We start from the raw sequence: 25,144 nt of genomic DNA, 5'->3' as shown, positions 1-25,144 counted from the left end.
CTGCCGTTCCGCGTGCCGCCTCGCGCTCACAGCATGCGGTGCATCACGTACAGATCGGTGGGGCCGAGCTGGGCGTGGCGGAACGCACCGGGCACCTGGCCAACGATGCGGAAGCCGTGGCGCTGCCACAGCCGCACGGCGGTGGTATTGCTGGCGACGACGGCATTGAACTGCATGGCGCGGAAGCCGGCTCGGCGCGCCTGTTCCAGCGAGTGCTCGCACAAGGCCGACGCCACGCCCTGGCGGCGCGCTTGCGGCGCCACCATGTAGCTGCCGTTGGCCACGTGGTCACCCGGCCCCATCTGGTTGGGCGCCAGCCGGTAACAGCCCAGCGCCTGGCCGTCGCGTTCGGCCACGAAGCAGCGTGCGGGCGGCGTGGTCCACATGGAACGGGCCTGTTCGAGGCTGATGTCGCGCGGGTAGGTGTAGGTCTCGCCGCCAGCGGCGATCGCCTGGAAGAACGGCCACACGCGAGCGAACTCGTCCGCGCCGATTTCCCGGATCACCAGCTCGCTCACGACGCCAGTGCGGCCGCGTCGTCGGACGTTTTCACCCGCCCGCGCAGCGAATTGCTCATCGCGTCGGTGATCACCACGTCGACGAACTGGCCGATCATGCGGGCGTCGCCGGCGAAGTTCACGTAGCGCATGTTCTCGGTGCGGCCGCTGAGTTCGTCCGGATTGCGGGTACTGGGCTTTTCCACCAGCACGCGCTGCACGGAGCCGACCATCGCCTCGTTGATCTTCCTGGCGTTCGCGTTGATCGCGGCCTGCAGGCGCGCGAGGCGCTCGTGCTTGACCGCCATCGGCGTGTCATCGGCGAGGTTCGCCGCCGGCGTGCCGGGGCGCGCGGAGAAGATGAAGGTGAAGCTCTGGTCGAAGCCGACGTCGTCGACCAGCTTCATGGTCTTCTCGAAATCCTCGCCGCTCTCGCCGGGGAAGCCGACGATGATGTCGGTGGACACGCAGATGTCCGGTCGCACCGCGCGCAGCTTGCGGATCTTCTGCTTGAACTCCAGCGCGGTGTAGCCGCGCTTCATCGCCGAAAGGATGCGGTCGGAACCGGCCTGCACCGGCAGGTGCAGGTAGTTGGCCAGCTGCGGCACGTTGGCGTAGGCCTCGATCAGCGAGTCGGAGAACTCCAGCGGATGCGAGGTGGTGAAGCGGATGCGACCGATGCCGTCGATCTGGGCGATCGCATGGATCAGCACGGCGAGGTCGGCGACGCCGCCGTCGAAGGTGGGGCCGCGGTACGCATTGACGTTCTGGCCGAGCAGGTTCACCTCGCGCACGCCCTGGGCGGCGAGCTTGGCCACCTCCACCAGCACGTCGTCGAACGGACGGCTGATCTCGGTGCCGCGGGTGTACGGCACCACGCAGTAGCTGCAGTATTTCGAGCAGCCTTCCATGATCGAGACGAAGGCGGTCGGGCCTTCCGCGCGCGGCTCGGGCAGGCAGTCGAACTTCTCGATCTCGGGGAAGCTGATGTCCACCTGCGGCTTGCCGGTGGCGCGTTGCGCCTCGATCAGCTGGGGCAGGCGGTGCAGGGTCTGCGGGCCGAACACCAGATCCACGTACGGCGCGCGCTTGACGATCGCCGCGCCTTCCTGACTTGCCACGCAGCCGCCGACGCCAATCACCACCTGCCGGCCGTCCTGCTTGTGCTGCTTCCAGCGGCCAAGCTGGCTGAAGACCTTTTCCTGCGCCTTTTCGCGGATCGAGCAGGTGTTGATCAGGATCACGTCCGCCTCTGACTCGTCCTGGGTCAGCTCCAGCCCGTGCGAGGCCTTCAGCACGTCGGCCATCTTGGCCGAGTCGTACTCGTTCATCTGGCAGCCGTGGGTCTTGATGAAAAGCTTGCCGCTCATCGCGTGGGTACCGTGATTCCAGGGCGGATGCGCGATCCGCGGAACCGCGCAGTGTACTGCGCGGCCCGTGTGCCTGCCAGATCAAGCACTTGCGGCCGCCACGGAGTTTGCGGCGCCGCCTTGGCCACGGTCGTGGAATGAGACTTGCGCACTTGGCGCTGGCCGCGCGTGGCGGCACACTGCGCCCATGTCCGGTGCCGCCAGTCACGGGGGACGCGTCGATCGGCCTGTTCGCGGTTTCCCCTTGCGTTCGATCCTTGTCGGGGTCGCGCTGCTGGCTGCCTGCCTGTTGGCCACGGGGGCCCGCGCCGGCACCTTGTACCAGTGCACCGGCAGCAGCGGCGAAACCGTGTACAGCAGCGAGCGGGCGGGGTATCACGGCTGCCGCGCAATCAGCAGCTACGCCGAGCCGAAGGCGACGCGCCGGGCCGCGCCGGTCGCGCGCGCATCGTTGACCGCGGTCAGCGGCCAGGTGGTCACCACGGCGCAGAGCCTTGCGGCCGATGGCGCCCGGCCGGTGTCGCTGGCGCGCGTGCAAGGCGGCGCGCTGAGCACCGCACAGACACGCGAGACGGCGCGGGTAGAGCGCGAGTCGCTGGCCGCGGTGAGCAGTTCGGCGGTCAGCACGGCGAAGTTGCCGCTGGCGGCCAGGGCGGCCGGCACGCCGGGCCAGTGGCAGTATCGCGAAGCCCATGCCGACGCCGCGCCGGTCGCGCCCAAGGTGGCCGACGCCGGCGACCGCGTGCTGCGCGGGGCGGTCTATCGCATCGTGCGCGCCGACGGCAGCGTGGAATACACCAACCTGCGTCCCGCCGGCGGCAAGGGCCGCGCGGTGACCATGCTGTTCAGCTACATCTCCACCTGCGTGGCCTGCAACCTGCATTCGACGATCCGCTGGGATCGCGTGGCGCTGAACCTAGACGCGTATGCCGACACGATCCGCGCGGCCAGCATCGAGTACGGCGTCGACGAGGCGTTTCTGCGCGCGATCATCCATGCCGAGAGTGCGTTCAACCCGCGTGCGCTGTCGCTCAAGGGCGCCCAGGGGCTGATGCAGCTGATGCCCGGCACCGCCAGCGACATGGGCGTGCTCGATGCCTTCAATTCCGCCCAGAACATCCGCGGCGGCGCCCGCTACCTGAGCCTGTTGCTGCGCGATTTCGACGGCAGCGAGCGGCTGGCCGCAGCGGCCTACAACGCCGGGCCGGGGGCGGTGCAGCGCTACAAGGGCGTGCCGCCGTATGCGGAGACCCAGGTCTACGTGGAGCGGGTGGAAACCCTGCGCAAGCGTTACGGCGCGGCGATCCATCCGCCGCTGGCTTCGCGCGGGCCGGGCTGACGCCCGCCCGCCGCGGTGACCCGCTCAGGGCTGGCTGGAGAGACTGCCGTCCATCGGCGGGCGCTGTGCCAGCGTGACCGTGACCTGGAACGGCGTGCCGTCACGCAGGCCGGAGATCTGCACCTGGCTGCCGGGCTTGAGCGTGGCCTCGCGGCGGCGCAGGTCGGCCGGGCCCATGATGTCGTCGTTGCCGATGCGCAGCAGGATGTCTCGCGGCTTGATCCCCGCCTGCGCGGCCGGACCGCCGGAGTACACCGCGATGACCTGTGCGCCGCGCGCGGCAGCGGGCAGGCCGCTGTCCGCCGCCACCGGCACGAAGGCGTAGTCGGCACCGAGCCAGCCGCGCACCACGTGGCCGGTGGTGATCAATTGATCGAGCACCTTGGTGGCGGTGGCCACCGGGATCGCGAAACCGATGCCCTCCGCGTTGGCGGCCTGACCCTTGCCGATCAGCAGGGTATTGATGCCGACCAGCTGCCCCTGCGTGTTGACCAGCGCGCCGCCGGAGTTGCCCAGGTTGATGGCCGCATCGGTCTGGATGAAGTCCTCGGCGCTGGAACTGTTCAACTGCCGCCCGATCGCGCTGACGATGCCCATCGTCACGGTCTGGTTGAGGCCGAACGGGTTGCCGATCGCCAGCACCACGTCGCCGGGGCGCAACTGGCTGGGGTCGGCCATGTGGATCACCGGCAGGTTGCTGGCGTCGATCTTGAGCACGGCCAGGTCGGTCTCGCGGTCGGAACCGACCAGCCGCGCCTTGGCGATGCGGCCGTCGTAAAGCAGCACCTGGATATCGGCAGCGTTGGCGATCACGTGGTTGTTGGTCAGCACGTAGTCGTTGCCGCGGGCGCTGACGATCACGCCCGAGCCCAGCGTCTGCTCGCGATGCTGGTAGGTCGTCGGCTGGCCGCCGAACAGCTGCTGCAGCACCGGGTTGTCGTACATGCGCAGCGCTTGCTCGGTGACGATCTTGTTGGCATAGATGTTCACCACCGACGGTGCCGCGGCGGCCACGGCGTCGGCGTACGATACCGGCGCCGCGCCCGCCTGCTCGTGCCGGGTCGGCGCGACCGCCGCCGGAGCGAGCCCCAGGCGCGCGCGCAGGCGCTCGCCGCTGCCGGGCCAGAACAGGCCGATCACGAAGGCCAGCGCCAGTCCAAGGATGACGAAGCGGGCAATGAACAGAAGGGTGCCGGCGGCATGTTTCATGTCGGGGAGAACGTTCCGGCGAGTCGTGGCGGGGGAGGCACCGGGCAGAGTCCGGCAGGCATCCGGTTTATTGTACGGCGCGGCCCCTGACGCTACACTAACGCGATTTTTGCGGGGCCTGAAACCCCGTCCTGGCATGACCTTGCAAGTACCGGAGAGCCTGATGGCGAACGAAGTCGTCGACCACGGCCGCCGCCGATTCCTGACCGCAACCACCGCAGTGGTGGGTGGCATCGGGGTCGTCTCGGCGGCAGTGCCCTTCATCAAGTCGTGGGAGCCCAGCGCGCGGGCCAAGGCCGCCGGCGCTCCGGTTACCCAGTCGCTCAAGAAGATCGAGAAGGGCCAGCAGCTGATCGTGGCCTGGCGCAGCCTGCCGGTCTTCATCGTCAACCGCACGCCGGCCCAGCTGGCGCAGTTGCCGAAGGAAGACCCGCTGCTGGTCGATCCCAAGTCCGAGGTCGAGCAGCAGCCCAAGTACGCGCAGAACGAGACGCGCTCGATCAAGCCCGAGTGGCTGGTGATGGTCGGCATCTGCACCCACCTGGGCTGCGTGCCGGACTTCTACGGCGAGATCAAGCCCGAGCCGTTCGACCCGAACTGGAAAGGCGGCTACTACTGCCCCTGCCACCACTCGCGCTACGACATCGCGGGCCGGGTCTACAAGAACGTGCCGGCGCCGAAGAACATGCAGGTTCCGCCGTACCACTTCGTGGACGACACCACCGTGCAGATTGGCGTTGATCCGAAGGAGGCTGGCTGATGGCCAACGTATTCAGCAACATCGGCGACTGGGTCAACGAGCGCGCCCCCGGCATGATGCCGATGTACCGCGCCCACATGACCGAGTACTACGCGCCGAAGAACTTCAACCTCTGGTACTACTTCGGTTCGCTGGCTCTGCTGGTGCTGGTCAACCAGATCGTCACCGGCATCTTCCTCACCATGAACTACACCCCGAGCGCGGCGGGAGCCTTCGACTCGGTGCAGTACATCATGCGTGACGTGGAGTGGGGCTGGCTGATCCGCTACATGCACTCCACCGGCGCCTCGCTGTTCTTCGTGGTGGTGTTCCTGCACATGTTCCGCGGCCTGATGTACGGCTCGTACAAGAAGCCGCGCGAGCTGGTCTGGCTGCTCGGCATGCTGATCTTCCTGGTGCTGATGGCCGAGGCCTTCATGGGCTACGTGCTGCCGTGGGGCAACATGTCGTTCTGGGGCGCCAAGGTGATCATCTCGCTGTTCGGCACGCTGCCCTACATCGGTTCGGGGCTGGAGCAGTGGATCATGGGCGACTTCCTGCCCGGCGATGCCACGCTCAACCGCTTCTTCGCGCTGCACGTGATCGCGCTGCCGCTGGTGCTGCTGCTGCTGGTGGTGCTGCACATCGCCGCGCTGCACGAGGTTGGCTCGAACAACCCGGACGGCGTGGAGATCAAGAAGGGTCCCAAGGGCAACCGCTGGGATGCGCTCAAGCCCGCCGACGGCATCCCGTTCCATCCGTATTACACGGTGAAGGATCTGGTGGGCGTGGGCTTCTTCCTGCTGATCGCCGCGTTCATCATCTTCTTCGCGCCGACGTTCGGCGGCTGGTTCCTGGAGCATGACAACGCGATCCCGGCCAACAACCTGCTGACTCCGCCGGAGATCAAGCCGGTGTGGTACTTCACTCCGTTCTACGCGATCGTGCGCATGATTCCGTCCTTCCTCGGCTCGGCCGTGTGGGGCGTGCTGGCGATGTTCAGCGCGATCGCGGTGCTGTTCGCGATGCCCTGGCTCGATCGCGGCAAGGTCAAGTCGATCCGTTACCGCGGCACCGGCTACAAGGTGGCGCTGACGGTCTTCGTGCTGTCGTTCTTCGGGCTCGGTGCGGTCGGTGCAGGCGTCACGGCGGAGGTCATCCCGGCGTGGTTCGGCAATGTCGACCTCACGTTCTGGGAGAACCTGTTCGGACGGCTGATGACGCTGCTGTATTTCGGTTTCTTCGTTTTCCTCTGGGCCTATACCTATTTCGGCTGGGAGACGACCAAGCCGGTTCCGGATCGGGTGACCACGCATGACTAAGCTGCCAACGACGATGAAGCATTTTCTTTCCGGTATCGCGCTGGCACTCGGCCTGTTCGTCGGCACGCTGCCGGCGCACGCAGCCGAGAGCGCCAAGGTCGAGTTGATGAAGTCCGGCGCCGACGTGCGCGACCAGGCTTCGCTGCAACGCGGCGCGCGGCTGTTCTTCAACTATTGCGTCGGCTGCCACTCGCTGAAGTACGTGCGCTATTCGCGCATGGCCGAGGACCTGGGCCTGACCGAAGACGAGGTGATGAAGAACCTCAACTTCACCGGCGCCAAGTTCCAGGAGCCGGTGGTCTCGCACATGCCGGCAGCGCTGGCCGGCACGTGGTTCGGCAAGGCTCCGCCGGATCTCTCGCTGGAAGTGGATGCCAAGGGCGCCGACTGGGTCTACACCTACCTCAACACCTTCTACCTCGACCCGAAGAGCCCGATCGGCTGGAACAACACCACCTTGCCCAATGCCGCCATGCCGTTCCCGCTGTGGGAGCTGCAGGGCATGCAGACCGCGCAGATGAAGCCGGCGAAGGATGGCGAAGCCGCGGGCGTGGAGAAGCTGGTGCTGTCGCACCCGGGCAAGATGACCCCGGCGCAGTTCCAGCAGGCCACCCGTGACCTGACCAGCTTCCTGCAATACGTCTCCGAGCCGGCGGCGCTGCAACGCCACCATTACGGTATCTGGGTGCTGCTGTTCCTGGCCCTGTTCACCTTCCTGGCGGCGCTGCTCAAGAAGGAATACTGGAAAGACGTCCACTGAGCCGCAAGGCACTGCGGACGCGGCGGCCACGGGCCGCCGCGTCTGTCTCACCGATGGGGAAATCGCGCATGGTTCAAAACCCCCGCTTGCGTAACGCATTGACGCTGTACACCACGGCCGATGACATCCAGTGCCATCGTGCCCGACTGGTGCTGGCCGCCAAGGGGGTCAGCTACGAACGGGTGCTGGTGGACCACGCCCGGCCACCGCAGGACCTGCTCGATCTCAACCCGTACGGCAGCACGCCGACCCTGATCGACCGCGACCTGACGTTGTTCGATACCGCGGTGGTGTGCGAATACATCGACGAGCGCTACCCGCACCCACCGCTGATGCCGATCGACCCGCAATCGCGCGCGCGCCTGCGCGTGGCGGCCGTGCGGATCGAGAAGGACTGGTTGCCCGAGGTGGACAAGATCCGCGCAGGCGGCCGTCCGGCGGATGCGGCACGCAAGCGGTTGCGCGAACACCTGCTCTCCACGGTGCCGCTGTTCAAGGCCTCGCGGTTCTTCCTCAACCCCGAGATGAGCCTGGCCGATTGCCTGGTGGCGCCGGTGATCTGGCGGCTGCCCTGGCTCGGCGTGGATCTGGGCCGCGAGGGCAAGTCGATCGTCGATTACGGCGAGCGCCTGTTCCACAGCCAGGGTTTTGCACGCAGCATGACCGACGAGGAAAAGGCCATGCGGCCGGTCCATGAGCAAGCATGACGCCATCGCCATGAGCTCGAATCGCCCGTACCTGCTGCGGGCGATCTACGACTGGATTTCCGACAACAACCTGACCCCTTACGTGCTGGTCGATGCCGGCGTGGCCGGCGTGCGGGTGCCGCCACAGGTGATCCAGAACGGCCAGGTAGTGCTCAACCTGGCTACCCGCGCGGTGGCCAACCTCGATCTCGGCAACGAATGGATCAGCTTCCAGGCGCGTTTCTCCGGGGTCAGCCAGGCGATCCAGATTCCGGTGCAGGCCGTGCTGGCTCTGTATGCGCAGGAGAACGGCCAGGGCATGATGTTTCCGGCCGAAGGCGAGGGCGGCGACACTCCGCCGAACGAGCCGCCGCCGGACGGCCCCGCCCCTGCAGCCGATGAGGGGGGCGACAAGCCCAAGCGCGCGACGCCGCACCTGCGCGTGGTGAAGTAACCCGTTGCCGCCCCGTCGGGCGGCTGCCGTTTCAGGGCTGTCGATCGGCCCGCCGCGGACGCAATGCCACGACCTTCCCCGACGAGGCTGCAAAGCCGTCTTCGGGCGTGCTTGCGACTGCCAGCGGCTCGACCACCGGCAGGCTCAGGCCGGTCAGCGCGTCGCCGATCATCCACAGCCGGCCCGGCTCGCGATCGTGCCCGTCGATGCTGACTTCGAAACCGTAACCCCGCTCGACCCGGCGCAGGCCGTTGACCCGGCGCAGGCGCAGTGCACGCATGCCCACCGTCTCGTCCAGCAATTGCAGGCCGTGCAAATGGCACTGTTGTCGCGCGATCCGCACCGCGCGTTCGCGCGCCACGCTGAGCTTCAGCCACAGCCCCACGGCGGCGCCGAGCACCAGCAGCAGGACGAGGGCGGAGAAATCGGACATGCACCCAGTGTGTGGGCGCGCCGGCGCCCGCGCAAGCCAGGGTCAGAGCAATTGCAGGCGCAGCGAGAGGTCGATCGCGTGCACGTGTTTGGTCAGTGCGCCGACCGAGATGAAATCCACGCCGGTGCGGGCAAAGTCGCCGATGGTCTGCAGGTCGACGTTGCCGGAAATCTCCAGCGGCACGCGGCCGGCCGTGCGCGCCACGGCCTCGCGCATCTGCTCCAGCTCGAAGTTGTCGAGCATGATGCGGTCCACGCCGGCTTGCAGGGCCTGTTCGAGCTCGTCGAGGTTCTCCACTTCCACCTCCAGCGGCAGGTCGGGGTGCAGCCGGCGCGCAGCCGACACCGCCGCGGCGATGCCGCCGGCGGCGATGATGTGGTTCTCCTTGACCAGGATCGCGTCGTACAGGCCCATGCGCTGGTTGTGGCCGCCGCCGCAGCGCACGGCATATTTCTGCGCGACGCGCAGGCCGGGCACGGTCTTGCGGGTGTCGAGCACGCGCACGGCGGTGCCGGCTACCGCGGCGACATGGCGAGCGGTGGTAGTGGCGGTGGCCGAGAGCAGTTGCAGGAAGTTGAGCGCCGTACGTTCGGCGGTAACCAGCGAGCGGGCGTGTCCGGACAGGCTGCAGAGCAGCGTGCCGGGGGCGACCTGGTCGCCGTCGCTTACCCGCCAGTCGATCTGCACCGAAGGGTCCAGCCGCCGGAAGCAGGCGTCGAACCAGGCGCTGCCGGCAATCACGGCGGCGTCGCGGCAGGTGAGCCGGGCCTGCGCCCGCGCATCGGCCGGGAGCAGGGCGGCGGTGGCATCGCCCTGGCCGAGATCCTCGGTCAGGGCGCGTTCGACATCAGCGGCGATCTGGGCGGCAGCGGGCGGTGCGAAACGGGGCGTGGCGGTCATTCGGTGTCCGTGGGAGCGGTGCCGCTGGCGGGCGTGTCGTCGCCGGCCTGGCTGAGCTTGCCGACGATCGCGGTCATCGCGCGATCGAACAGTGCGTTGGCTGCCAGCACGCGCGCCTTGCCGTCCGCAAACAGGCCGGCCAGCTCGCGCGGGGCGTAATCGGCGACCTTCAGGCCGCGACGGTTGACGAACAGGTAGCGGCCGCTCATCGGGCTGATCCACGACAGCTTGGCGCGTGCCGGAGCCTCGTCGTCGAGCGTGAACTCCAGCCAGTTGCCCGGTTGCAGCGCCTGCACCTGGTACCACTCCGGGCTGTCCGGCGGCACCTCGGCCAGCTCTTCCTCTTCTTCCAGGATGTCCGCGGGTGCCGTCTGGCGGTCGATGACCGGCTGGATGCTGTCCGGGATCGCCAGCATCGCGACGTCCTCCTCGGCTGCGGCGGCGACGTCCGGCGTTTCCGACGCGGTCGTTTCGCCCAGCTGCTGGCGATAGTAGGCGTGCAGCTGGCCCAGCAGGCGTTCGACGTCCTGTTCCTGGAAAGCGACGTTGGCCAGGCCCTGGCGCAGCGCTCGTTCGATACCCGGCAGCATCTGCCGCAGGGCCTGTCGGCTGGTGGTGTCGTTGGCCGGCCGGGTGCTGGCGATGAACTCGTCGATGAAGCGCAAGGCGGTCTTGAACTCGGGCGAGTCCTCGCCCTGGCGCAGCAGGGTCAGCACCAGGTGGTTGGCCCAGGCACGCGCCAGCACGCCGTGGATCAGCGGTGGCAGCTTCTGGCTGCCGATGCGCTCGAGGATCTCGCGGGCGGCGCGGCGGCGTGCCTGTTCCAGCTTCTCGCGGCCACGCGCGGATTCGGCCACGCGCTGCTCGGCCAGCTCGGAGCGCCGCTTGTTGACGTCCTGGAACTGCTGCAGGTCGGTCAACAGGCGCTCGAAGATGCCCATGTCGTCGTCGAAATCGTGCAGCAGTTGGTCGACGATCGACTTCACCTTCTCGTGCAGGCGATGGTCGCGGTCGGACTCCTCCGACCAGCTCTTGGCCTGTTCGGCCAGGCTGTCCAGCAACCGGCGTGCCGGGTGCTGGCGGTGCGAGAACATCTTGCGGTCGAGGATCGCCGCCTTGAGATAGGGAATCTGCAGCCGCGCCAGCATCACCTGCATCGCTGCGGGCAGGTTGCGGTCCTCAAGGATGAACTCGAACAGCATGCCGACCAGGTCGATCGTGTCCTCGTCCATGCTGGCCACATGGCTGGGTCGTTCGCCGCGCAGGGCACCGATCTGGGCCAGCAGCTGGGTCTTCAGCTGCAGGACTTCGCGGCTGAGCGCGCCGGCGTCGTCGGATTCGTCGTAGTTGACCGGTCCGCTGTTGCTGATCTGGCTCTGCAGCACGCTGAGTGCGCCGAGCAGTTCGTTGACCGACGGCAGCGAACCCCCGGCCGCCGCCGTGCCGCCCCCGCTGGCCATGCGGCCACCGCCGGCGTTGCCGCGGCGTGCACTGAACAGCGCGTGCAGGGTATGCAGCAGGTCGTCGGAGATCTCGGTGCCGTCGTCCATGGCAGCCGCCGCCGTGGCCGCGGCTCCCGCCGGGGTGCCGCTGCCACCCTTGGCCTGACCGCCGCGCAGCAGGCCGTGGCGCAGCTGCGGCAACACGCCGGCGCGGACCAGCTCCGTGTTGATCTCCTGGTACAGCTCCTCCAGCAGCGACAGCACGTAGCGATCGAACAGCTTGTAGATGATCAGCTTGACGCGCATGTCTGCGCTGAGTTCCTGCAGCGCTTCGCGGAACGCCTGGGACAGCGTGGCCGGCGCCACCGGGTTGCTGGTGTCCTCGATCTTGTAGCCGCCGCAGATCACCGACAGGCGCTGGTTGACCGCGAACAGGTCACGCGCCAGGCGCGCGTCGTTCTTGCTGATCATGCTGGTGATCGCCAGCGATTCTTCCAGGTCGCTTTCGGCCACGAGGGTCAGTTCGGCGGTGCCGAGCGAGGATGGCCCCGCCGGTGCGGTGGCCTTGCCCGGGTGCGCCAGATCGCCGAGCTTGCGCGCGATGGCGTTGAGGAAGTTGCGCTCGATGCCGGGGCGACGCTTGCGCACCTCGCGCATGCCGTCGAAGTAGTGCATCTGCGCCGCGTTGTTCTCGGCCTTCTCGGCGAGGTCGAACAGGGCGTCGTCGACCTGCTCGAAGGCATTGCCCACCCACTGCTGCAGGCGCTTGTTGGCGATGCTGCGCACGGCATTGAGCAACTCGCCCACGCGCTCGCTGGACGGGTCCAGGCGCTGATTCAAGTTGACTACGCGGGTTGGCTCATTGGCCTCGTTCATCGCCCTGTTCCCCTGACCTGTAGCACGCACGGCCGGACCCTGCAGGCTTGCGCAGAGGCCGACAATAAGCCAATTCGCGCACGCCTGTCATGCCCATTCCCGCCCGCCACGACGCGCTAGCCCTGGCCGGTGGGGAAATCGGCCAGTTGCAAGGTGCCGATGCCTTCCTCCGGCAGCATCACCGGAATGCCGTCCTCGATGCGGTAAATGACCTTGCGGTCGGTGGTGATCAGCGCCTCGGCCACCCGCTCGCGCACCGGCACGCCGGCCACCGTGTCGACCTTGCCCGCGGCGATGGCCTCGTTCAGCGCCTCCAGTTGCGGGCGCGTCACCGATCGCAGCGGGGTCTTGCTGACGGGGCAGCACAGGATGTCGAGCAGGCGCTTGTCCATCATCGGGGTTCGGGTGTGTCGGGCCGGGAAAGCCCGTACAATAACGGTTTTTGGACACTCCGGCCATGACAGCAGCCACAGAAACACCACGCGTGGGCGTGGTGATGGGTTCGCATTCGGATTGGGAAACCATGCAGCACGCCGCCGACGTGCTGACCGAGCTGGGTGTGGCACACGAGGTTCGCGTGGTCTCGGCCCACCGTACGCCGGATCTGCTGTTCAGCTACGCCGAACAAGCGGCCGGGCGGGGCATCCAGGTCGTCGTTGCCGGCGCCGGTGGCGCCGCCCACCTGCCGGGCATGCTGGCAGCCAAGACCCGCCTGCCGGTGTTCGGCGTGCCGGTCCAGTCGAAGGCACTCAACGGCATGGACTCGCTGCTGTCGATCGCGCAGATGCCGGCAGGGGTTCCGGTCGGTACGCTGGCGATCGGACGTGCCGGGGCGGTCAATGCCGCCTTGCTGGCCGCCGCTGTGCTGGCCCTGCACGATCACGCGCTGGCCGATGCGCTGGATCAATGGCGCGCGCGCCAGACGCGAGCCGTGCTCGCCCAGCCGGACCCGCGGGCATGAGCGACCGCAAGCAGCCGGTGGTGGGCATCCTCGGCGGCGGGCAACTCGCCCGCATGCTGGCCGTGGCCGCCGCGCCGCTGGGCGCGAACTGCCTGGTCGTGGATGGCTCCGCCGATGCGTGCGCCGGCCAGGTGGCGCCGCTGGTGGTGGCCGGTTGGGACGATCGCGCCGCGCTGGAGGCGTTCGCCCGTCGGGTGGACGTGGTCACCTTCGATTTCGAGAACGTGCCGGCCGATACCGCGCACTGGCTGGCCGAACGGGTCGCCGTGCACCCGGCGCCCGAGGCGCTGGCGGTGGCGCAGGACCGGCTGGCCGAGAAAAACCTGTTCCGCGCCTGCGGCCTGCCCACCACCGAATTCATGGCGGTCGACACCCGCGAGCAGCTGGATCAGGCGCTGGCCGCGGTCGGCGCCCCGGCCATCCTCAAGACGCGTCGCCTGGGTTACGACGGCAAGGGCCAGTTCCGGCTGGCCACGGCGGCCGACGCGGATGCGGCCTGGGCGGCGCTGGGTGCCCAGGCGGCCACGCTGGGGCTGATCCTGGAAGCCTTCGTGCCGTTCGAGCGCGAGCTGTCGGTGATCGCCGTGCGCGGGCGCGACGGCGAGTTCCGCACCTGGCCGCTGACCGGCAACTGGCACGTCGACGGCGTGTTGTCGATGAGCCTCGCACCGGCGCCGGACCTCGGCCCGCTACAGCAGCGCGCCAGCGAGCACGCGCGCATCCTGGCCGAACGCCTGGGCTACGTCGGCGTGTTCGCGCTGGAACTGTTCGTGCGCGACGGCGAATTGCTCGGCAACGAAATGGCCCCGCGCGTGCACAACTCCGGCCATTGGACGATCGAGGGCGCGCATGCCAGCCAGTTCGAGAACCACGTGCGCGCCGTGCTCGGCCTGCCGCTGGGAGACACCAACGTGCGCGGCATGGCGGCCATGTTCAACTGGATCGGCGAGTTGCCCGATGCCGCGCCGGTGCTGCGCGGCGTGGATGCCCACTGGCACGACTACGGCAAGCAGGCGCGGCAGGGGCGCAAGGTCGGTCATGCCACCGTGTGCGCGCCCGATGCCGCCACGCTGGCGTCACGCTTGCGCGACGTCGCGCAGGCGCTGGGGCGCGAGGCGCAGGTGGCGCCCGTGTTGCGTGCGCTGACGGGCCGGTAGGATCGCACCCCCGTCTGTGCGCGAGCCTTTCGTCACGTGACCCGGAACCATCGCGCACAGGGTGCGCTCGTGCAAAAGCGGGCATGAAAAAGGCGGCGCCATTGGCGCCGCCTTTTTCCGGTGAGCCGTGGGATCAGGCCAGGTTCTTCGCCGCGAAATCCCAGTTGACCAGGTTCCAGAACGCCTCCAGATACTTCGGGCGCGCGTTGCGGTAGTCGATGTAGTAGGCGTGCTCCCACACGTCGGCGGTGAGCAGCGGCTTGTCGCTGCCGGTGATCGGCGTACCGGCGTTGGACGTGTTCACGATGCCGAGCGAGCCATCCGGGCGCTGCACCAGCCAGGTCCAGCCGGAGCCGAAGTTGCCGGCGGCGGATTTGCTGAACTCCTCCTTGAACTTGGCCACCGAGCCGAACGCCTTGTTGATCGCGTCGGCGAGCTTGCCGGTGGGTTCGCCGCCACCGTTCGGGCTCATCGAGTTCCAGTAGAAGGTGTGGTTCCAGGTCTGCGCGGCGTTGTTGAAGATGCCGCCGGAGGACTTGCGGATGATGTCCTCGAGTTTCGCGTCGGCGAACTCGGTGCCTTCGATCTGCTTGTTGAGGTTGGTCACATAGGCCTGGTGGTGCTTGCCGTAGTGGTACTCGAGCGTCTCGGCGGAGACGTGCGGCTCCAATGCATTCTTTTCGTACGGAAGCGGGGGAAGTTCGATGGCCATGAGCGACTCCTTGGGATGTTGCTGAGGGAGAAAATGTCGGCGCAACAGGTGGCGGCCGACGGGCGGCTGATACAATAGCGGCTTGCCTGCATTGTAAAGATGAAACACCACCATGGACATCAACGAGCCAATCAAGGCGATGCTGGCCGAGCATCCCATCGTGCTTTTCATGAAAGGCACGCCGCAATATCCCATGTGCGGTTTTTCAAGTCGCGCGGCGCAGGCGCTGACTCGGGCAGGAGCGACATTCCACGCAGTCAACGTGCTGGCCGACCCGCAAGTGCGCGCCGCGCTGCCGCACTTCGCGAACTGGCCGACGTTCCCGCAACTGTTCATCAACGGCGAGTTGATCGGCGGCTGCGACATCATCGAGGAGCTGATGTCCTCCGGCGAACTCGCGCGCATGGCCAGCGACGTGGCGGGGGCCGCCTCTTGAGCGGCTTGCCCGTGGCGCGCCTGCCGGCCGATTGGCAGCCCGAGGCCGGCAGCCTCGCCGGTCGCGTGATCCTGGTCACCGGCGCCTATGGCGGGCTCGGCAGCGCGGTGGTGCGCGCGGCCACGCTGGCCGGCGCCACCGTGGTCATCACCGGCAAGCGCAAGCGGCAGCTGGAGAAGCTTTACGACGCGATGGGCGAGGAGGGCCTGGCCGAGCCGGTGATCCATCCGCTGGACATGGAAGTGGCCACGCCGCGCGAGTACGCCGCACTGGCCGAGGGCTTGCAGCGCGACCTCGGCCGTCTCGACGGCATCGTGCATTGCGCGGCCAGTTTCGCCGGGCTCACGCCGATTTCCATGCAGCGACCGGACGACTGGCTGCGCGCGATGCACGTCAACGTCAACGCGCCGTTCGCCCTGACCCAGGCTTGCATGCCACTGCTGACCGAGGCTGCCGACAGCGCCGTGGTGTTCGTGCTGGACAGCCCTGACCTGCTGCGACGTGCACACTGGGGCGGTTACGGCGTGTCCAAGGCCGCGCTGGAGCGGTTGGCGGCGATCCTGCACGAGGAAACCGACGAGACTTCGCTGCGCGTGCACGCGCTGCTGCCCGCGCCGATGCGCACGGCGTTGCGCCGGCTGGCCTATTTCGGCGACGACATCATGCAGCAGCCCACGCCGGACGCCACTGCCGATGCGGCCATCTATCTGCTCGGCCCGCAGGCGCGGGCGGCACGCGGCGCGGTGCTGGACCTTCGCTCGTAGAGCTCGCGGGCAGGCTCCCGCCGCGCATCCACGATCGGGGCACGTCGCAAACCTGACTGCAGGGAGTCGAAATGGAAGCGCAAATGACCACGTTGTCGGCGGGCATCATGTTGTTCCTGATCATGGACCCGCTGGGCAACATTCCGATCTTCCTCAGCCTGCTCAAGGACGTGCCGCCGCGGCGCCGGCGCCGGGTGATGGTGCGCGAGCTGCTGATCGCGCTCGGCGTGCTGCTGGTGTTCCTGTTCGGCGGCCAGCAGTTCCTGCACCTGATGCAGCTCAAGCCCGACTCGATCAGCGTCGCCGGCGGCATCGTGCTGTTCCTGATCGGCATCCGCATGGTGTTCCCGCCGGCCGACGGCAGCGGCATCTTCGGCAAGCCGGGGCAGGGCGAGCCCTTCATCGTGCCCATGGCGATCCCCGGCGTGGCCGGGCCCTCGGCGATGGCCGCGCTGCTGCTGCTCACCAACACCCAGCCCGGGCGCACCGCGGATTGGGTGCTCGCGCTGCTGCTGGCGTGGCTGGCCACGGCGATCATCCTGCTCAGCTCGACCTACCTGTTCCGCTGGCTGGGCGAGAGCGTGCTGACCGCGCTGGAGCGCGTGATGGGCATGCTGCTGATCGCCTTGTCGGTACAGATGTTCATGTCCGGCGTGGCCTCGTTCCTGCGTTCGATGCCCTGAAAACCATGCCCCGCGGGGGCGGTTGGCCGTCGCCGGGGTGACGTGCCACTGGCATGAAAGTGTCATACAATGCCGTTAAAATTCTTTTAACAATTGGTTGGCAGAGGGAGACAGCTGCCAGCCGCCCGCATCGGTCCCGCGCGGACCGCTGCCGGGAGCCAAGCAGGACCATCAAACGCTTCGCCACCATGCCTGGGCCATCCCGGGTCGCGGCATGTTTGATTCCGTACATACTTTTCTTTTGTCGTTGACTCGAGGGACGAACAAGACATGAACAGCCGAATTCGCACCAAATTGCTGCCGTTTGCGATTGCTGCGTTGCTTGCGGGCGCGCCGGCCGCCGCCCAGAACGTGACCTCCTCCGGCGCGACGGGACGAATCGTCGACGCCAGCGGCCAGCCGGTGGCCGGAGCCACCGTGCAGATCGTGCATGAGCCGTCAGGCACCACCAAGACGGTCACCACCGACGCCGACGGCCGCTACACCGCGCAGGGCCTGCGCGTGGGCGGCCCGTTCGACATCACCGTGTCCAAGACGGGCATGGGGCAGGCGGAAAAGAACAACGTCTACCTGCAACTGGGCCAGGTATCCTCGATCAACGTGCAGATGAGCACATCCGGGGTTCAGGCCAAGGACCTCAGCGCGGTCACGGTCACCACCTCGGCGCTCAGCCAGATTTTCTCGGCGGACAACAAGGGCCTGTCGATGAACGTCTCGCAGCGCGAGCTGGAGACGACGCCGCAGGGCAACCGTTCGATCGACGACATCGCGCGCCTCGACCCGCGCATCAACGTGACCGACCAGGGTGACGGTTCGATCTCGATGGCCGGCCTGCCGAACCGCTTCAACAACATCAGCGTCGACGGCATTTCCCAGGGCGACCCCTACGGCCTCAACGCCAATGGCCTGCCGTACCAGGGTTCGCCGATCTCGGTCGACACGATCGGCGAGTACAACATCTCCACCGCCAATTTCGACGTCACCTCCGACACGGTCGGTGCCGACATCAATGCGGTCACCAAGTCGGGCACCAACGAGTTTCACGGCTCGGTGTATTACGCCTATCGCAATGCCAACAAGATGGTCGGCAATGCCGGCTGGCTGGACAACGGCGACCGCGGTTACGACTACACCGGCTACCAGCGCGACTGGACCGGCGGCGTCACCGTGGGCGGCCCGATCATCAAGGACAAGCTGTTCTTCTTCTTCTCGGCCGAGCAGGAAAAGACCACCGGCATCGGCGCGGACTCGTCCAACGGCCTGGACCCGTCGCTGACCGGCGCGTCCACCTCCAACAAGATCTCGCCCAGCGACCTGCAGCAGGTGATCGATACCGCCAAGGCGCTTGGCCTGCAGCCGGGCAGCCTGGGTGGCGGTGCGGTCGGTCTGACCGACAAGCGCTACCTCGGCAAGATCGACTGGAACATCAACAACGACCATCGTGCCAGCTTCACCTACCAGTACACCAAGGAGAACCAGCCCATCGTGCAGGGCAACAGCTCCAAGGAAGTGGGCCTGGACAGCTACTGGTACAGCAAGGACAGCCTGACCAAGAACGCCGCGCTGCAGTTCTACGATGACTGGAGCGAGAACTTCTCGACCGAAGCCAAGATCAGCTACCAGACGTTCGAACAGCTGGCCGGCAACGCGATCAACCAGCCGCAGGTGAAGGTCTACCTGAGCAACGACAACAAGGGGCCGTCGGTCAACCTGGGCGAGGATCAGTACCGCCACGAGAATGCCATCAACACCAAGAAGTGGTCGGCCTTCATCGCCGGCACCTATTTCCTTGGCGACCACACCATCAAGGGCGGCATCGACTTCCAGCGCGACCAGATCTACAACCTGTTCGGCCGCACCGAGCACGGCAATTACACGTTCTACGGGCTGACCAATTTCGCGAACCGCGACTACGCCTCGTACTACTTGTACCAGCCGGCGCAGGGCTACACCCTCAACGATGTGGCGGCACAGTGGGTGTACAGCCAGTACAGCCCGTTCATCCAGGACACCTGGCAGGTCAACAACAACCTGTCGGTGACCTACGGCCTGCGCATGAACATCCCGCAGTCCGACCATGCCCCGTTCTACAACGCCGCCTTCCAGCAGTCGTTCGGTTACCCGAACAACAGCAGCCTGGGCAGCAAGAACAAGGTGGTCGAGCCGCGCTTCGCGTTCAACTACGCGTTCAACACCGAGCGCATGATGCAGTTGCGCGGCGGCATCGGCCTGTTCCAGACCACGCCGCCCACGGTATGGATGACCAACCCCTACCAGAACAACGGCCTTACCGTGGCCAGCTATTCGTCGTTCGATCCGGCGGATGCGGCGTTCAGCCCGGACCCGTATCACCAGAACATTCCGAGTACGCTAGTCCCATCGGGGATTGTCGACACGATCGACCCCGACTTCAAGCTGCCCAGCGTGTGGAAGACCACCCTGGCATTCGATGCCGAATTGCCGTGGTGGGGTCTGATCAGCTCGGTGGAGTTGCAGCATATCCAGGCCGACAACGCGATCTTCTACAAGGCCATCAACATCGGCGCGCCGACCGGCACGTTGCCCGATGGCCGCTTCCAGTACTGGAAGACGCCGGGCGAGAACGGCAGCATCAAAGGTGCGGACAAGGATGCGGCGGCCAATCGCGACCGGGCGTTCGACCAGCAGTCCACGCTGCTCACCAACACCGGCAAGGGCAAGTCCGACAGCCTGACCCTGGCGCTGGCCAAGCCCTTCTCGGAAAGCTGGTTCGGTAACGTGAGCCTTACCTTCAGCCATGCCACCGAGGTCAACCCGGGCAACAGCTCGCAGGCGTTCTCCGGCTACAAGTACGTGGTGCGCGAAAACGTCAATGACGAAGTCGCCGCCACCGCCGACCGCAACATCCCGCGGGCGCTCAAGGCGTCGCTGACCTGGCAGCATGCGTTCTTCGGCAACTACAAGACCAGCGTGTCGGCGTTCTACAGCGGCCACAGCGGCCTGCCGTACAGCTGGATCTTCTCCGGCGACGTCAACGGCGACGGCATCACCTATCAGGACCCGATCTACATCCCGACGGTGAACGACCCCAAGGTCAGCTACGGCAGCGCATCGCCCGAACTGATCCAGCAGTTCCAGGACTACATTGCGGGCAACAAGTACCTGAGCCGTCACCGGGGCCAGATCGCCGGCCGCAACACCGATCATTACGGTTGGGTCAATCAGCTCGACATGAGCTTCTCGCAGGAAGTCCCGGGCATCTTCAAGGGCAACAAGGGCGTCGTGCGTCTGGACGTCTACAACTTCCTCAACCTGCTCGACAGCGACTGGGGCCAGACCGTCAACGGCCAGTTCAACACGCGCACGCTGGCCGGATCCAACGGCGTGAATGCGCAAGGCCAGTACATCTACTACCTGCCCACCGACCAGAACGGCAATTACCAGCCGCAGCAGCTGATCCGCTACGACGCCGGTTCCAACCCGACCCGCGTGGTGTCGCGCTGGTCGGCCATGCTGACGTTGCGCTACACGTTCTGATCGCGGCATCGTTCCGAAACGACCGGCACCTCAGGGTGCCGGTTTTTTTTGCGAAGGCACATCGGCATCGTGTTGTCTTGACCCGATGATTCGCGCAGCGGATGCTTGGCAACCCGCCACGACGCTGCATGAGGCAGTCACGTCGTCAGCGGCAGGAGAGTTGTGGATGAATGATTTCCAGGCCGGCCGTGCCGGCAAACCGGGCGCGGTCAGCGCCCGCATCACCCCGATCGGCGGGCTCGACGTGCTCTCGCGCCACGAGGTGGCCCGCCTGCGCGGTGCCAGCGGCTCGGGGCTGCACGCGCTCCTGCGGCGCTGCGCGCTGGCAGTGCTGACCTCGGGCAACGTCAGCGACGACCCGCGCGCGATGCTGGAGCAGTACCCCGATTTCGACATCCAGGTGCTGCAGCAGGATCGCGGCATGAAGATCGAACTCTCGAACGCGCCGGCCCAGGCGTTCGTCGACGGCGAGATCATCCGCGGCATCAACGAGCTGCTCGTCGCGGTCGTGCGCGACATCGTCTACGTGTCGACCCAGCTGGAACAGCTCGGGCTCGATCTCGACCCCTCTTCCGCGCTGACCCAGGGCGTGTTCGAGATCCTGCGCAACGCGCGCATCCTGAAGCCGCAGGTGGACCCGAACCTGGTGGTGTGCTGGGGTGGCCACTCCATCTCCCGCGAGGAGTACGACTATTCCAAGCTGGTCGGCTACCAGCTCGGCCTGCGCGGGCTGGACATCTGCACCGGCTGCGGCCCGGGCGCGATGAAGGGGCCGATGAAGGGCGCCACGATCTCGCACGCCAAGCAGCGGCGCCGGCACAACCGCTACATCGGCATCACCGAGCCGGGCATCATCGCGGCCGAATCCCCGAACCCGATCGTCAACCACCTGGTGATCATGCCGGATATCGAGAAGCGCCTGGAGGCGTTCGTGCGGCTGGGCCACGGCATCATCGTGTTCCCCGGCGGCGTCGGTACCGCCGAGGAGATCCTGTACCTGCTGGGCATCCTGCTGCACCCGGACAACGCCAGCACGCCCTTCCCGCTGATCTTCACCGGCCCGCGCCATTCGGCCGCCTATTTCGAGCAGATCGACCGCTTCCTGCGCCTGACCCTCGGCGACGAGGTCGCGCGGCATTACCAGATCATCGTCGACGATCCGCAGACGGTGGCGCGCACGATGGTCAAGGGGCTGGAGAAAGTGCGCCACAACCGGCTCGACACCAAGGACGCGTTCTTCTTCAACTGGGCGCTGCAGATCCCGCTGGAGTTCCAGCAGCCGTTCCGGCCCACTCACGAGGCGATGGGTGCGCTGCAGATCCGCCACGGCCGCCCGCGTCACGAGCTTGCCGCCGACTTGCGGCGGGCGTTCTCCGGCATCGTCGCCGGCAACGTGAAGGAAGAGGGCGTGCAGGCGATCGAGCGCAACGGGCCGTTCGCCATCGACGGCGATGTCGACATCATGCGCGCGCTGGACCAGCTGCTGCAGGCCTTCGTGCAGCAGCACCGCATGAAGTTGCCGGGCGGTTCGGCCTACGTGCCTTGCTATCGCGTGATCACCCACTGAATCGGCGGCGGATCATGCGGCCGGCGGCTTGACAGTACGCCGCCGCGTCGACAAACTACGCAGCTCCCGCCCGAATAGCTCAGCTGGTTAGAGCACTTGACTGTTAATCAGGGGGTCGTTGGTTCGAGTCCAACTTCGGGCGCCAGATGCAAGACAAAGGCCGGCAGGAAACTGCCGGCCTTTGTCGTTGGCGGAAACGACGAAGGGCGCCGCAGCGCCCTTCGCGAGTGAGGCCGATGCCGGCTCAGCGCACCTTGAACAGTACCGGCGTCCAGCTGCCGCCGGCATAGGCTTCGCGGCGGCGGCGGTGCATGCGCTCGATGGCCTCCTGGCGGCGAGCCTCGGCCCATTCCACGCGGTTCAGCATCAGGCCGGCCCTGCTTTCGCCGCGGCGGGTCGCCTCATTGTCGCGCCAGATGCGGAAGTCGTCGTAGGCCTCGATTTCGTACTGCAGCTCGCGCATGCACAGCTCGATCATGATGGCGTCGTCGAGGAAGCCCAGCACGGGAACATTGTCGGGGAGGACGTCATCCTGGCTGGAGAAGTACGCAAGCGCGGCCAGCACGTTGTCGCGATCCTCCTCGGGCAGCGCGAAACCGGCGTCCTCGATCATGCTGATCATGGTGTCCAGGTGCTTCAGGCGGTTGGCGACGAAGTCGGGCAGTTCCGCGCGATTGGTTTCCTCGAGCAGCTTGCGCGCGGCGCCGACGATGCTGATGGCATCCACGGTGTCCACCTGCTTTCGCGCCTCGGTGATGCTGTCGACGAACAGCTTCAGGTCAGCGTCGCTGAGGGTGATGTGCAGTTCCAGGCTCATGGTTGGCGACTCGCGAGGCGGTGGGAAAAGATTGCCAGCCTATGCCAGCCGGCGCATGGCCGTCAATTGGCAGGGGCCGACTCCGCGCGTCCTTGCGACGGGCGATGCAGGGCAGTTCGCGAGCTGCTGCAGCGGACGACGCGGACGTGCGTCGGCGCGCTCAGGAAGCGTCGGAATTGCCGGCGGTCAGTTCCTTCAGCAGCTGGAAGATTTCGCGGAAGGCGCGGGGCGGCTTGTTCGGCGTCTCCCGCTCCAGCCGCGCCTGGCGCACCAGCGAGCGCAGGTGCTGGCGATCGACCTGCGGGTGTTCGGCGATCACTTCGGCCAGTGCCGCGTCGTCACCGTCGACCAGCCGGTCGCGGATCGCTTCCAGACGGTGCATCGCGGCGGTGTCCTGGCGCTGCTTCTCGCGGTTCTCGCCGAGCTCGGCGCGCACGGCGGCGAAATCCTCCTCGCCGAAGCGGCGCATGACCTTGGCCAGGAACGCCATCTGGCGCTTCCTGGCGCCGTGTGCGGTGATGCGACGGGTGATCTCGATCTCGCGGCGCACGTCGTCGGGGAGGTCGAGCTTGGCCAGCCGGCTGGCGGGCAGCTCGACCAGTTGGCCGGCGAGCGTCAGCACGGCGAGCGCCTCGCGTCGCTGCTGGGTGCGGCTGGGGCCGTAGTCCTGTTCGTCGAGTTCGGTCTGGTTGCGGCTGCGGCTGGGGCTCACGGGTTCATTCCGGCAGGGGCGGGTGGATCGTCGGCGGCGTTGCCGGCGGGGTCGGCTTCGGCCTGCTCCAGCGCAAAGCGTGCCGTCGGCGTGCCGTGCAGATCAATGGTTTCGGTGAACATGGCGGCCGGCCGCACCCACAGGCCATGTTCGCCGTAGAGTGCCTGATAGACCACCATCGACTCCAGCGTCTCGCTGTGCCGCGCGGTACCCAGCACGCGATAACGCCGGCCCTTGTAGTGGCGATAGATGCCCGGGGCAGGTGGCGAGGGAAGGCTCATGGCTCCTTTCATTCTCCCGCCGCGCCCCCATGTGAACGCTCTGGCGATTGCGAGCCGCCTATTCTACCCGCCCCTTGCCCAGGAAAGACCAACGTGAGTGAAGCCGTCGTCAGCCGCGATAGCAGTACATCCGAACTGGATCGACTCGCCGAGTTGGCCGAGGACGTGATCCGCCGCGCGCGGATCGCCGGCGCCAGCCAGGCCGAAGTGGCCGCCACCATCGACACCGGGCTCAGCGTGAATGTGCGCCTCGGCGAGGTGGAAACGGTCGAGCACACCCGCGATCGCGGCTTCGGGCTCACGGTGTATTTCGGCCAGCGCAAGGGCTCGGCCAGCACGGCGGACCTGCATCCGGATTCGATCCAGGCGACGCTGGACCAGGCCTGTGCGATTGCCCGTTACACCGAGGCCGATCCCGCCGCCGGGCTGGCCGATGCCTCGCGCATGGCCAGCGCGTTCCCGGAACTGGACCTGTGGCACCCCTGGGACATCGACACCACGCAGGCGATCGAGCTGGGCATCGCGATCGAGGATGCCGGGCGCGCACATGCCGGCATCAGCAACTCCGATGGCGCCTCCGTGCAGGCCGGGCAGGGTCTGTCCGTGTACGCGAACTCGCACGGTTTCGTGGGCCGCGAGCGCGGCACCCGCCACGCGTTGTCGCTGGCGCTGATCGCCGGCGACGAGGACGGCATGCAGCGCGATTACTGGTACGACAGCGTGCGCGCGGCGGGCGATTTCATCAGCGCGAAGGCGCTCGGCGACAAGGCCGCCGAGCGCACGCTGGCGCGGCTTGGGGCGCGCGGCCTGTCCACCCGGCAATGCCCGGTGCTGTTCGCGCCGGAGCTTGCGCGCGGCGTGATCGGGCATCTGCTCGGGGCGGTCAGCGGTGGCTCGCTGTATCGGCGGGCCAGCTTCCTGCTCGACCATGTGGGCCAGGCGGTGATGCCTGCATGGTTGAATATCGACGAGCGGCCGCATCTTCAGCGCGGCCAGGGCTCGGCCAATTTCGATGCCGAGGGCGTGGCCACGCGCGACAGCGCCCTGATCGAAGGCGGCGTGCTGGCGCGCTACATGCTGGGCAGCTATTCGGCGCGCAAGCTCGGCATGGAATCCACCGGCAACGCCGGCGGCGTGCACAATCTGGTGGTGGCCGCGGGCGCGGCCGATGGCGAGGCGTCCGATTTCGCCGGCATGCTGCGGCGCCTGGGTACCGGTCTGCTGGTCACCGAGGTGATGGGCCAGGGCGTGTCGATCGTCACTGGCGATTATTCGCGTGGGGCCGCCGGTTTCTGGGTGGAGCACGGCCGCATCGTGCATCCGGTGGAAGGCATCACCATCGCCGCCAACCTGCGCGACATGTTCGCCGGCATCGTGGCGGTGGGCGACGATGTCGATCCGCGCTCGCCGGTCCTCACCGGCTCGATCCTGCTCGATCGCATGACCGTCGCCGGCGAGTAGCCGCGCCTCCGGCGGGGTTGGGCGTGTTGGCAGGTTCTTGCGGCAAAGCG

At 67.2% G+C, this 25,144-nt stretch carries 25 protein-coding genes and 1 tRNA gene; 15 read left to right on the top strand and 11 right to left on the bottom strand.

Going from position 1 to position 25,144, the window contains the following annotated elements; genetic code table 11:
- Positions 1-26: 26 nt before the first annotated feature.
- Together ACVCL9_RS09160 and miaB are read right to left on the bottom strand one after the other, a co-directional pair.
- Positions 27-518: a GNAT family N-acetyltransferase gene (locus tag ACVCL9_RS09160; RefSeq protein ID WP_395119776.1), complete on the bottom strand. Its 492-nt coding sequence runs from the start codon at positions 516-518 to the stop codon at positions 27-29.
- Positions 515-1,867 (bottom strand): tRNA (N6-isopentenyl adenosine(37)-C2)-methylthiotransferase MiaB, encoded by a 1,353-nt coding sequence (miaB, locus tag ACVCL9_RS09155; RefSeq protein WP_447098356.1) that lies wholly within the window; start codon positions 1,865-1,867, stop codon positions 515-517. Before miaB ends, ACVCL9_RS09160 begins: the two co-directional genes overlap by 4 nt.
- 244 nt (positions 1,868-2,111) lie before the next feature.
- On the opposite strand from miaB, the gene ACVCL9_RS09150 reads away from it, so the two are divergent.
- Complete coding sequence (locus tag ACVCL9_RS09150; protein WP_447098357.1) at positions 2,112-3,206, top strand: lytic transglycosylase domain-containing protein; 1,095 nt, start codon at positions 2,112-2,114, stop codon at positions 3,204-3,206.
- Between the two features lie 24 nt (positions 3,207-3,230).
- Here the strand turns inward: ACVCL9_RS09150 and ACVCL9_RS09145 are convergent, their stop codons facing one another.
- On the bottom strand, positions 3,231-4,415 hold the full coding sequence (locus ACVCL9_RS09145) for a S1C family serine protease (RefSeq protein ID WP_395119773.1): 1,185 nt from the start codon (positions 4,413-4,415) through the stop codon (positions 3,231-3,233).
- 163 nt (positions 4,416-4,578) lie between these two features.
- Between ACVCL9_RS09145 and petA the strand changes: the two genes are divergently transcribed.
- The 5 genes from petA to ACVCL9_RS09120 all read left to right on the top strand — a co-directional run bounded on the left by petA (position 4,579) and on the right by ACVCL9_RS09120 (position 8,376).
- Positions 4,579-5,175: a ubiquinol-cytochrome c reductase iron-sulfur subunit gene (petA, locus tag ACVCL9_RS09140; RefSeq protein WP_136257406.1), complete on the top strand. Its 597-nt coding sequence runs from the start codon at positions 4,579-4,581 to the stop codon at positions 5,173-5,175.
- A complete protein-coding gene (locus ACVCL9_RS09135) occupies positions 5,175-6,476 on the top strand; it encodes a cytochrome b (RefSeq protein ID WP_395119772.1) in 1,302 nt (433 codons plus the stop codon). The genes petA and ACVCL9_RS09135 overlap by 1 nt, the downstream gene beginning before the upstream one ends.
- A complete protein-coding gene (locus ACVCL9_RS09130) occupies positions 6,469-7,236 on the top strand; it encodes a cytochrome c1 (RefSeq protein ID WP_447098358.1) in 768 nt (255 codons plus the stop codon). The genes ACVCL9_RS09135 and ACVCL9_RS09130 overlap by 8 nt, the downstream gene beginning before the upstream one ends.
- 68 nt (positions 7,237-7,304) lie before the next feature.
- Positions 7,305-7,943: a glutathione S-transferase N-terminal domain-containing protein gene (locus ACVCL9_RS09125; protein WP_395119770.1), complete on the top strand. Its 639-nt coding sequence runs from the start codon at positions 7,305-7,307 to the stop codon at positions 7,941-7,943.
- Positions 7,930-8,376 carry a ClpXP protease specificity-enhancing factor gene (locus ACVCL9_RS09120; protein WP_395119769.1) on the top strand — a complete coding sequence of 149 codons (447 nt, stop codon included), beginning with the start codon at positions 7,930-7,932 and terminating at the stop codon, positions 8,374-8,376. Before ACVCL9_RS09125 ends, ACVCL9_RS09120 begins: the two co-directional genes overlap by 14 nt.
- A 31-nt stretch (positions 8,377-8,407) precedes the next feature.
- Here the strand turns inward: ACVCL9_RS09120 and ACVCL9_RS09115 are convergent, their stop codons facing one another.
- The 4 genes from ACVCL9_RS09115 to ACVCL9_RS09100 all read right to left on the bottom strand — a co-directional run bounded on the left by ACVCL9_RS09115 (position 8,408) and on the right by ACVCL9_RS09100 (position 12,419).
- On the bottom strand, positions 8,408-8,809 hold the full coding sequence (locus ACVCL9_RS09115; RefSeq protein WP_395119768.1) for a DUF3301 domain-containing protein: 402 nt from the start codon (positions 8,807-8,809) through the stop codon (positions 8,408-8,410).
- Between the two features lie 42 nt (positions 8,810-8,851).
- A complete protein-coding gene (gene nadC, locus ACVCL9_RS09110) occupies positions 8,852-9,709 on the bottom strand; it encodes a carboxylating nicotinate-nucleotide diphosphorylase (protein ID WP_447098359.1) in 858 nt (285 codons plus the stop codon).
- A complete protein-coding gene (locus tag ACVCL9_RS09105; RefSeq protein ID WP_395119766.1) occupies positions 9,706-12,027 on the bottom strand; it encodes a DUF1631 domain-containing protein in 2,322 nt (773 codons plus the stop codon). The genes nadC and ACVCL9_RS09105 overlap by 4 nt, the downstream gene beginning before the upstream one ends.
- A gap of 116 nt (positions 12,028-12,143) precedes the next feature.
- Positions 12,144-12,419 carry a Trm112 family protein gene (locus ACVCL9_RS09100; protein ID WP_395121223.1) on the bottom strand — a complete coding sequence of 92 codons (276 nt, stop codon included), beginning with the start codon at positions 12,417-12,419 and terminating at the stop codon, positions 12,144-12,146.
- Between the two features lie 65 nt (positions 12,420-12,484).
- Here ACVCL9_RS09100 and purE point away from each other — a divergent pair, with 65 nt between their 5' ends.
- Positions 12,485-12,988 (top strand): 5-(carboxyamino)imidazole ribonucleotide mutase, encoded by a 504-nt coding sequence (gene purE, locus ACVCL9_RS09095; RefSeq protein WP_395119765.1) that lies wholly within the window; start codon positions 12,485-12,487, stop codon positions 12,986-12,988.
- Entirely contained in the window at positions 12,985-14,145 is a 1,161-nt protein-coding gene (locus tag ACVCL9_RS09090; RefSeq protein WP_447098360.1) for a 5-(carboxyamino)imidazole ribonucleotide synthase, read from the top strand. The genes purE and ACVCL9_RS09090 overlap by 4 nt, the downstream gene beginning before the upstream one ends.
- Positions 14,146-14,278: 133 nt before the next feature.
- Here the strand turns inward: ACVCL9_RS09090 and sodB are convergent, their stop codons facing one another.
- Positions 14,279-14,857, bottom strand: a complete 579-nt coding sequence (gene sodB / locus ACVCL9_RS09085) for a superoxide dismutase [Fe] (protein ID WP_395119763.1) — start codon at positions 14,855-14,857, stop codon at positions 14,279-14,281.
- 112 nt (positions 14,858-14,969) lie between these two features.
- Between sodB and grxD the strand changes: the two genes are divergently transcribed.
- The 6 genes from grxD to ACVCL9_RS09055 all read left to right on the top strand — a co-directional run bounded on the left by grxD (position 14,970) and on the right by ACVCL9_RS09055 (position 21,968).
- Positions 14,970-15,293 (top strand): Grx4 family monothiol glutaredoxin, encoded by a 324-nt coding sequence (gene grxD / locus ACVCL9_RS09080; RefSeq protein ID WP_395119762.1) that lies wholly within the window; start codon positions 14,970-14,972, stop codon positions 15,291-15,293.
- Positions 15,290-16,057 carry an SDR family NAD(P)-dependent oxidoreductase gene (locus tag ACVCL9_RS09075; protein WP_447098361.1) on the top strand — a complete coding sequence of 256 codons (768 nt, stop codon included), beginning with the start codon at positions 15,290-15,292 and terminating at the stop codon, positions 16,055-16,057. Before grxD ends, ACVCL9_RS09075 begins: the two co-directional genes overlap by 4 nt.
- 83 nt (positions 16,058-16,140) lie before the next feature.
- Positions 16,141-16,740, top strand: a complete 600-nt coding sequence (locus ACVCL9_RS09070; protein ID WP_395119760.1) for a YhgN family NAAT transporter — start codon at positions 16,141-16,143, stop codon at positions 16,738-16,740.
- 270 nt (positions 16,741-17,010) lie between these two features.
- Positions 17,011-20,256, top strand: a complete 3,246-nt coding sequence (locus ACVCL9_RS09065; protein WP_447098362.1) for a TonB-dependent receptor — start codon at positions 17,011-17,013, stop codon at positions 20,254-20,256.
- A gap of 166 nt (positions 20,257-20,422) precedes the next feature.
- A complete protein-coding gene (gene ppnN, locus ACVCL9_RS09060; protein WP_447098363.1) occupies positions 20,423-21,823 on the top strand; it encodes a nucleotide 5'-monophosphate nucleosidase PpnN in 1,401 nt (466 codons plus the stop codon).
- Between the two features lie 68 nt (positions 21,824-21,891).
- Positions 21,892-21,968: transfer RNA gene (locus tag ACVCL9_RS09055), tRNA-Asn, on the top strand.
- A 99-nt stretch (positions 21,969-22,067) separates the two neighbouring features.
- Here ACVCL9_RS09055 and ACVCL9_RS09050 read toward each other — a convergent pair.
- The 3 genes from ACVCL9_RS09050 to ACVCL9_RS09040 form a co-directional block, all read right to left on the bottom strand.
- Complete coding sequence (locus ACVCL9_RS09050) at positions 22,068-22,640, bottom strand: YkvA family protein (RefSeq protein ID WP_447098364.1); 573 nt, start codon at positions 22,638-22,640, stop codon at positions 22,068-22,070.
- A 160-nt stretch (positions 22,641-22,800) separates the two neighbouring features.
- Entirely contained in the window at positions 22,801-23,352 is a 552-nt protein-coding gene (gene yjgA / locus ACVCL9_RS09045; RefSeq protein WP_395119756.1) for a ribosome biogenesis factor YjgA, read from the bottom strand.
- Complete coding sequence (locus ACVCL9_RS09040; RefSeq protein ID WP_395119755.1) at positions 23,349-23,633, bottom strand: DUF1653 domain-containing protein; 285 nt, start codon at positions 23,631-23,633, stop codon at positions 23,349-23,351. The genes yjgA and ACVCL9_RS09040 overlap by 4 nt, the downstream gene beginning before the upstream one ends.
- Before the next feature lie 93 nt (positions 23,634-23,726).
- Here ACVCL9_RS09040 and pmbA point away from each other — a divergent pair, with 93 nt between their 5' ends.
- The gene (gene pmbA, locus ACVCL9_RS09035; protein WP_447098365.1) at positions 23,727-25,094 is read left to right on the top strand and encodes a metalloprotease PmbA; all 1,368 of its coding nucleotides are present in this window, start codon (positions 23,727-23,729) and stop codon (positions 25,092-25,094) included.
- Positions 25,095-25,144 lie beyond the last annotated feature (50 nt).

The organism is Rhodanobacter sp. UC4438_H5, from assembly GCF_052978405.1.
Note: the sequence above shows the minus strand (reverse complement) of the source record. Positions and strands in the feature narration are given on the sequence as shown.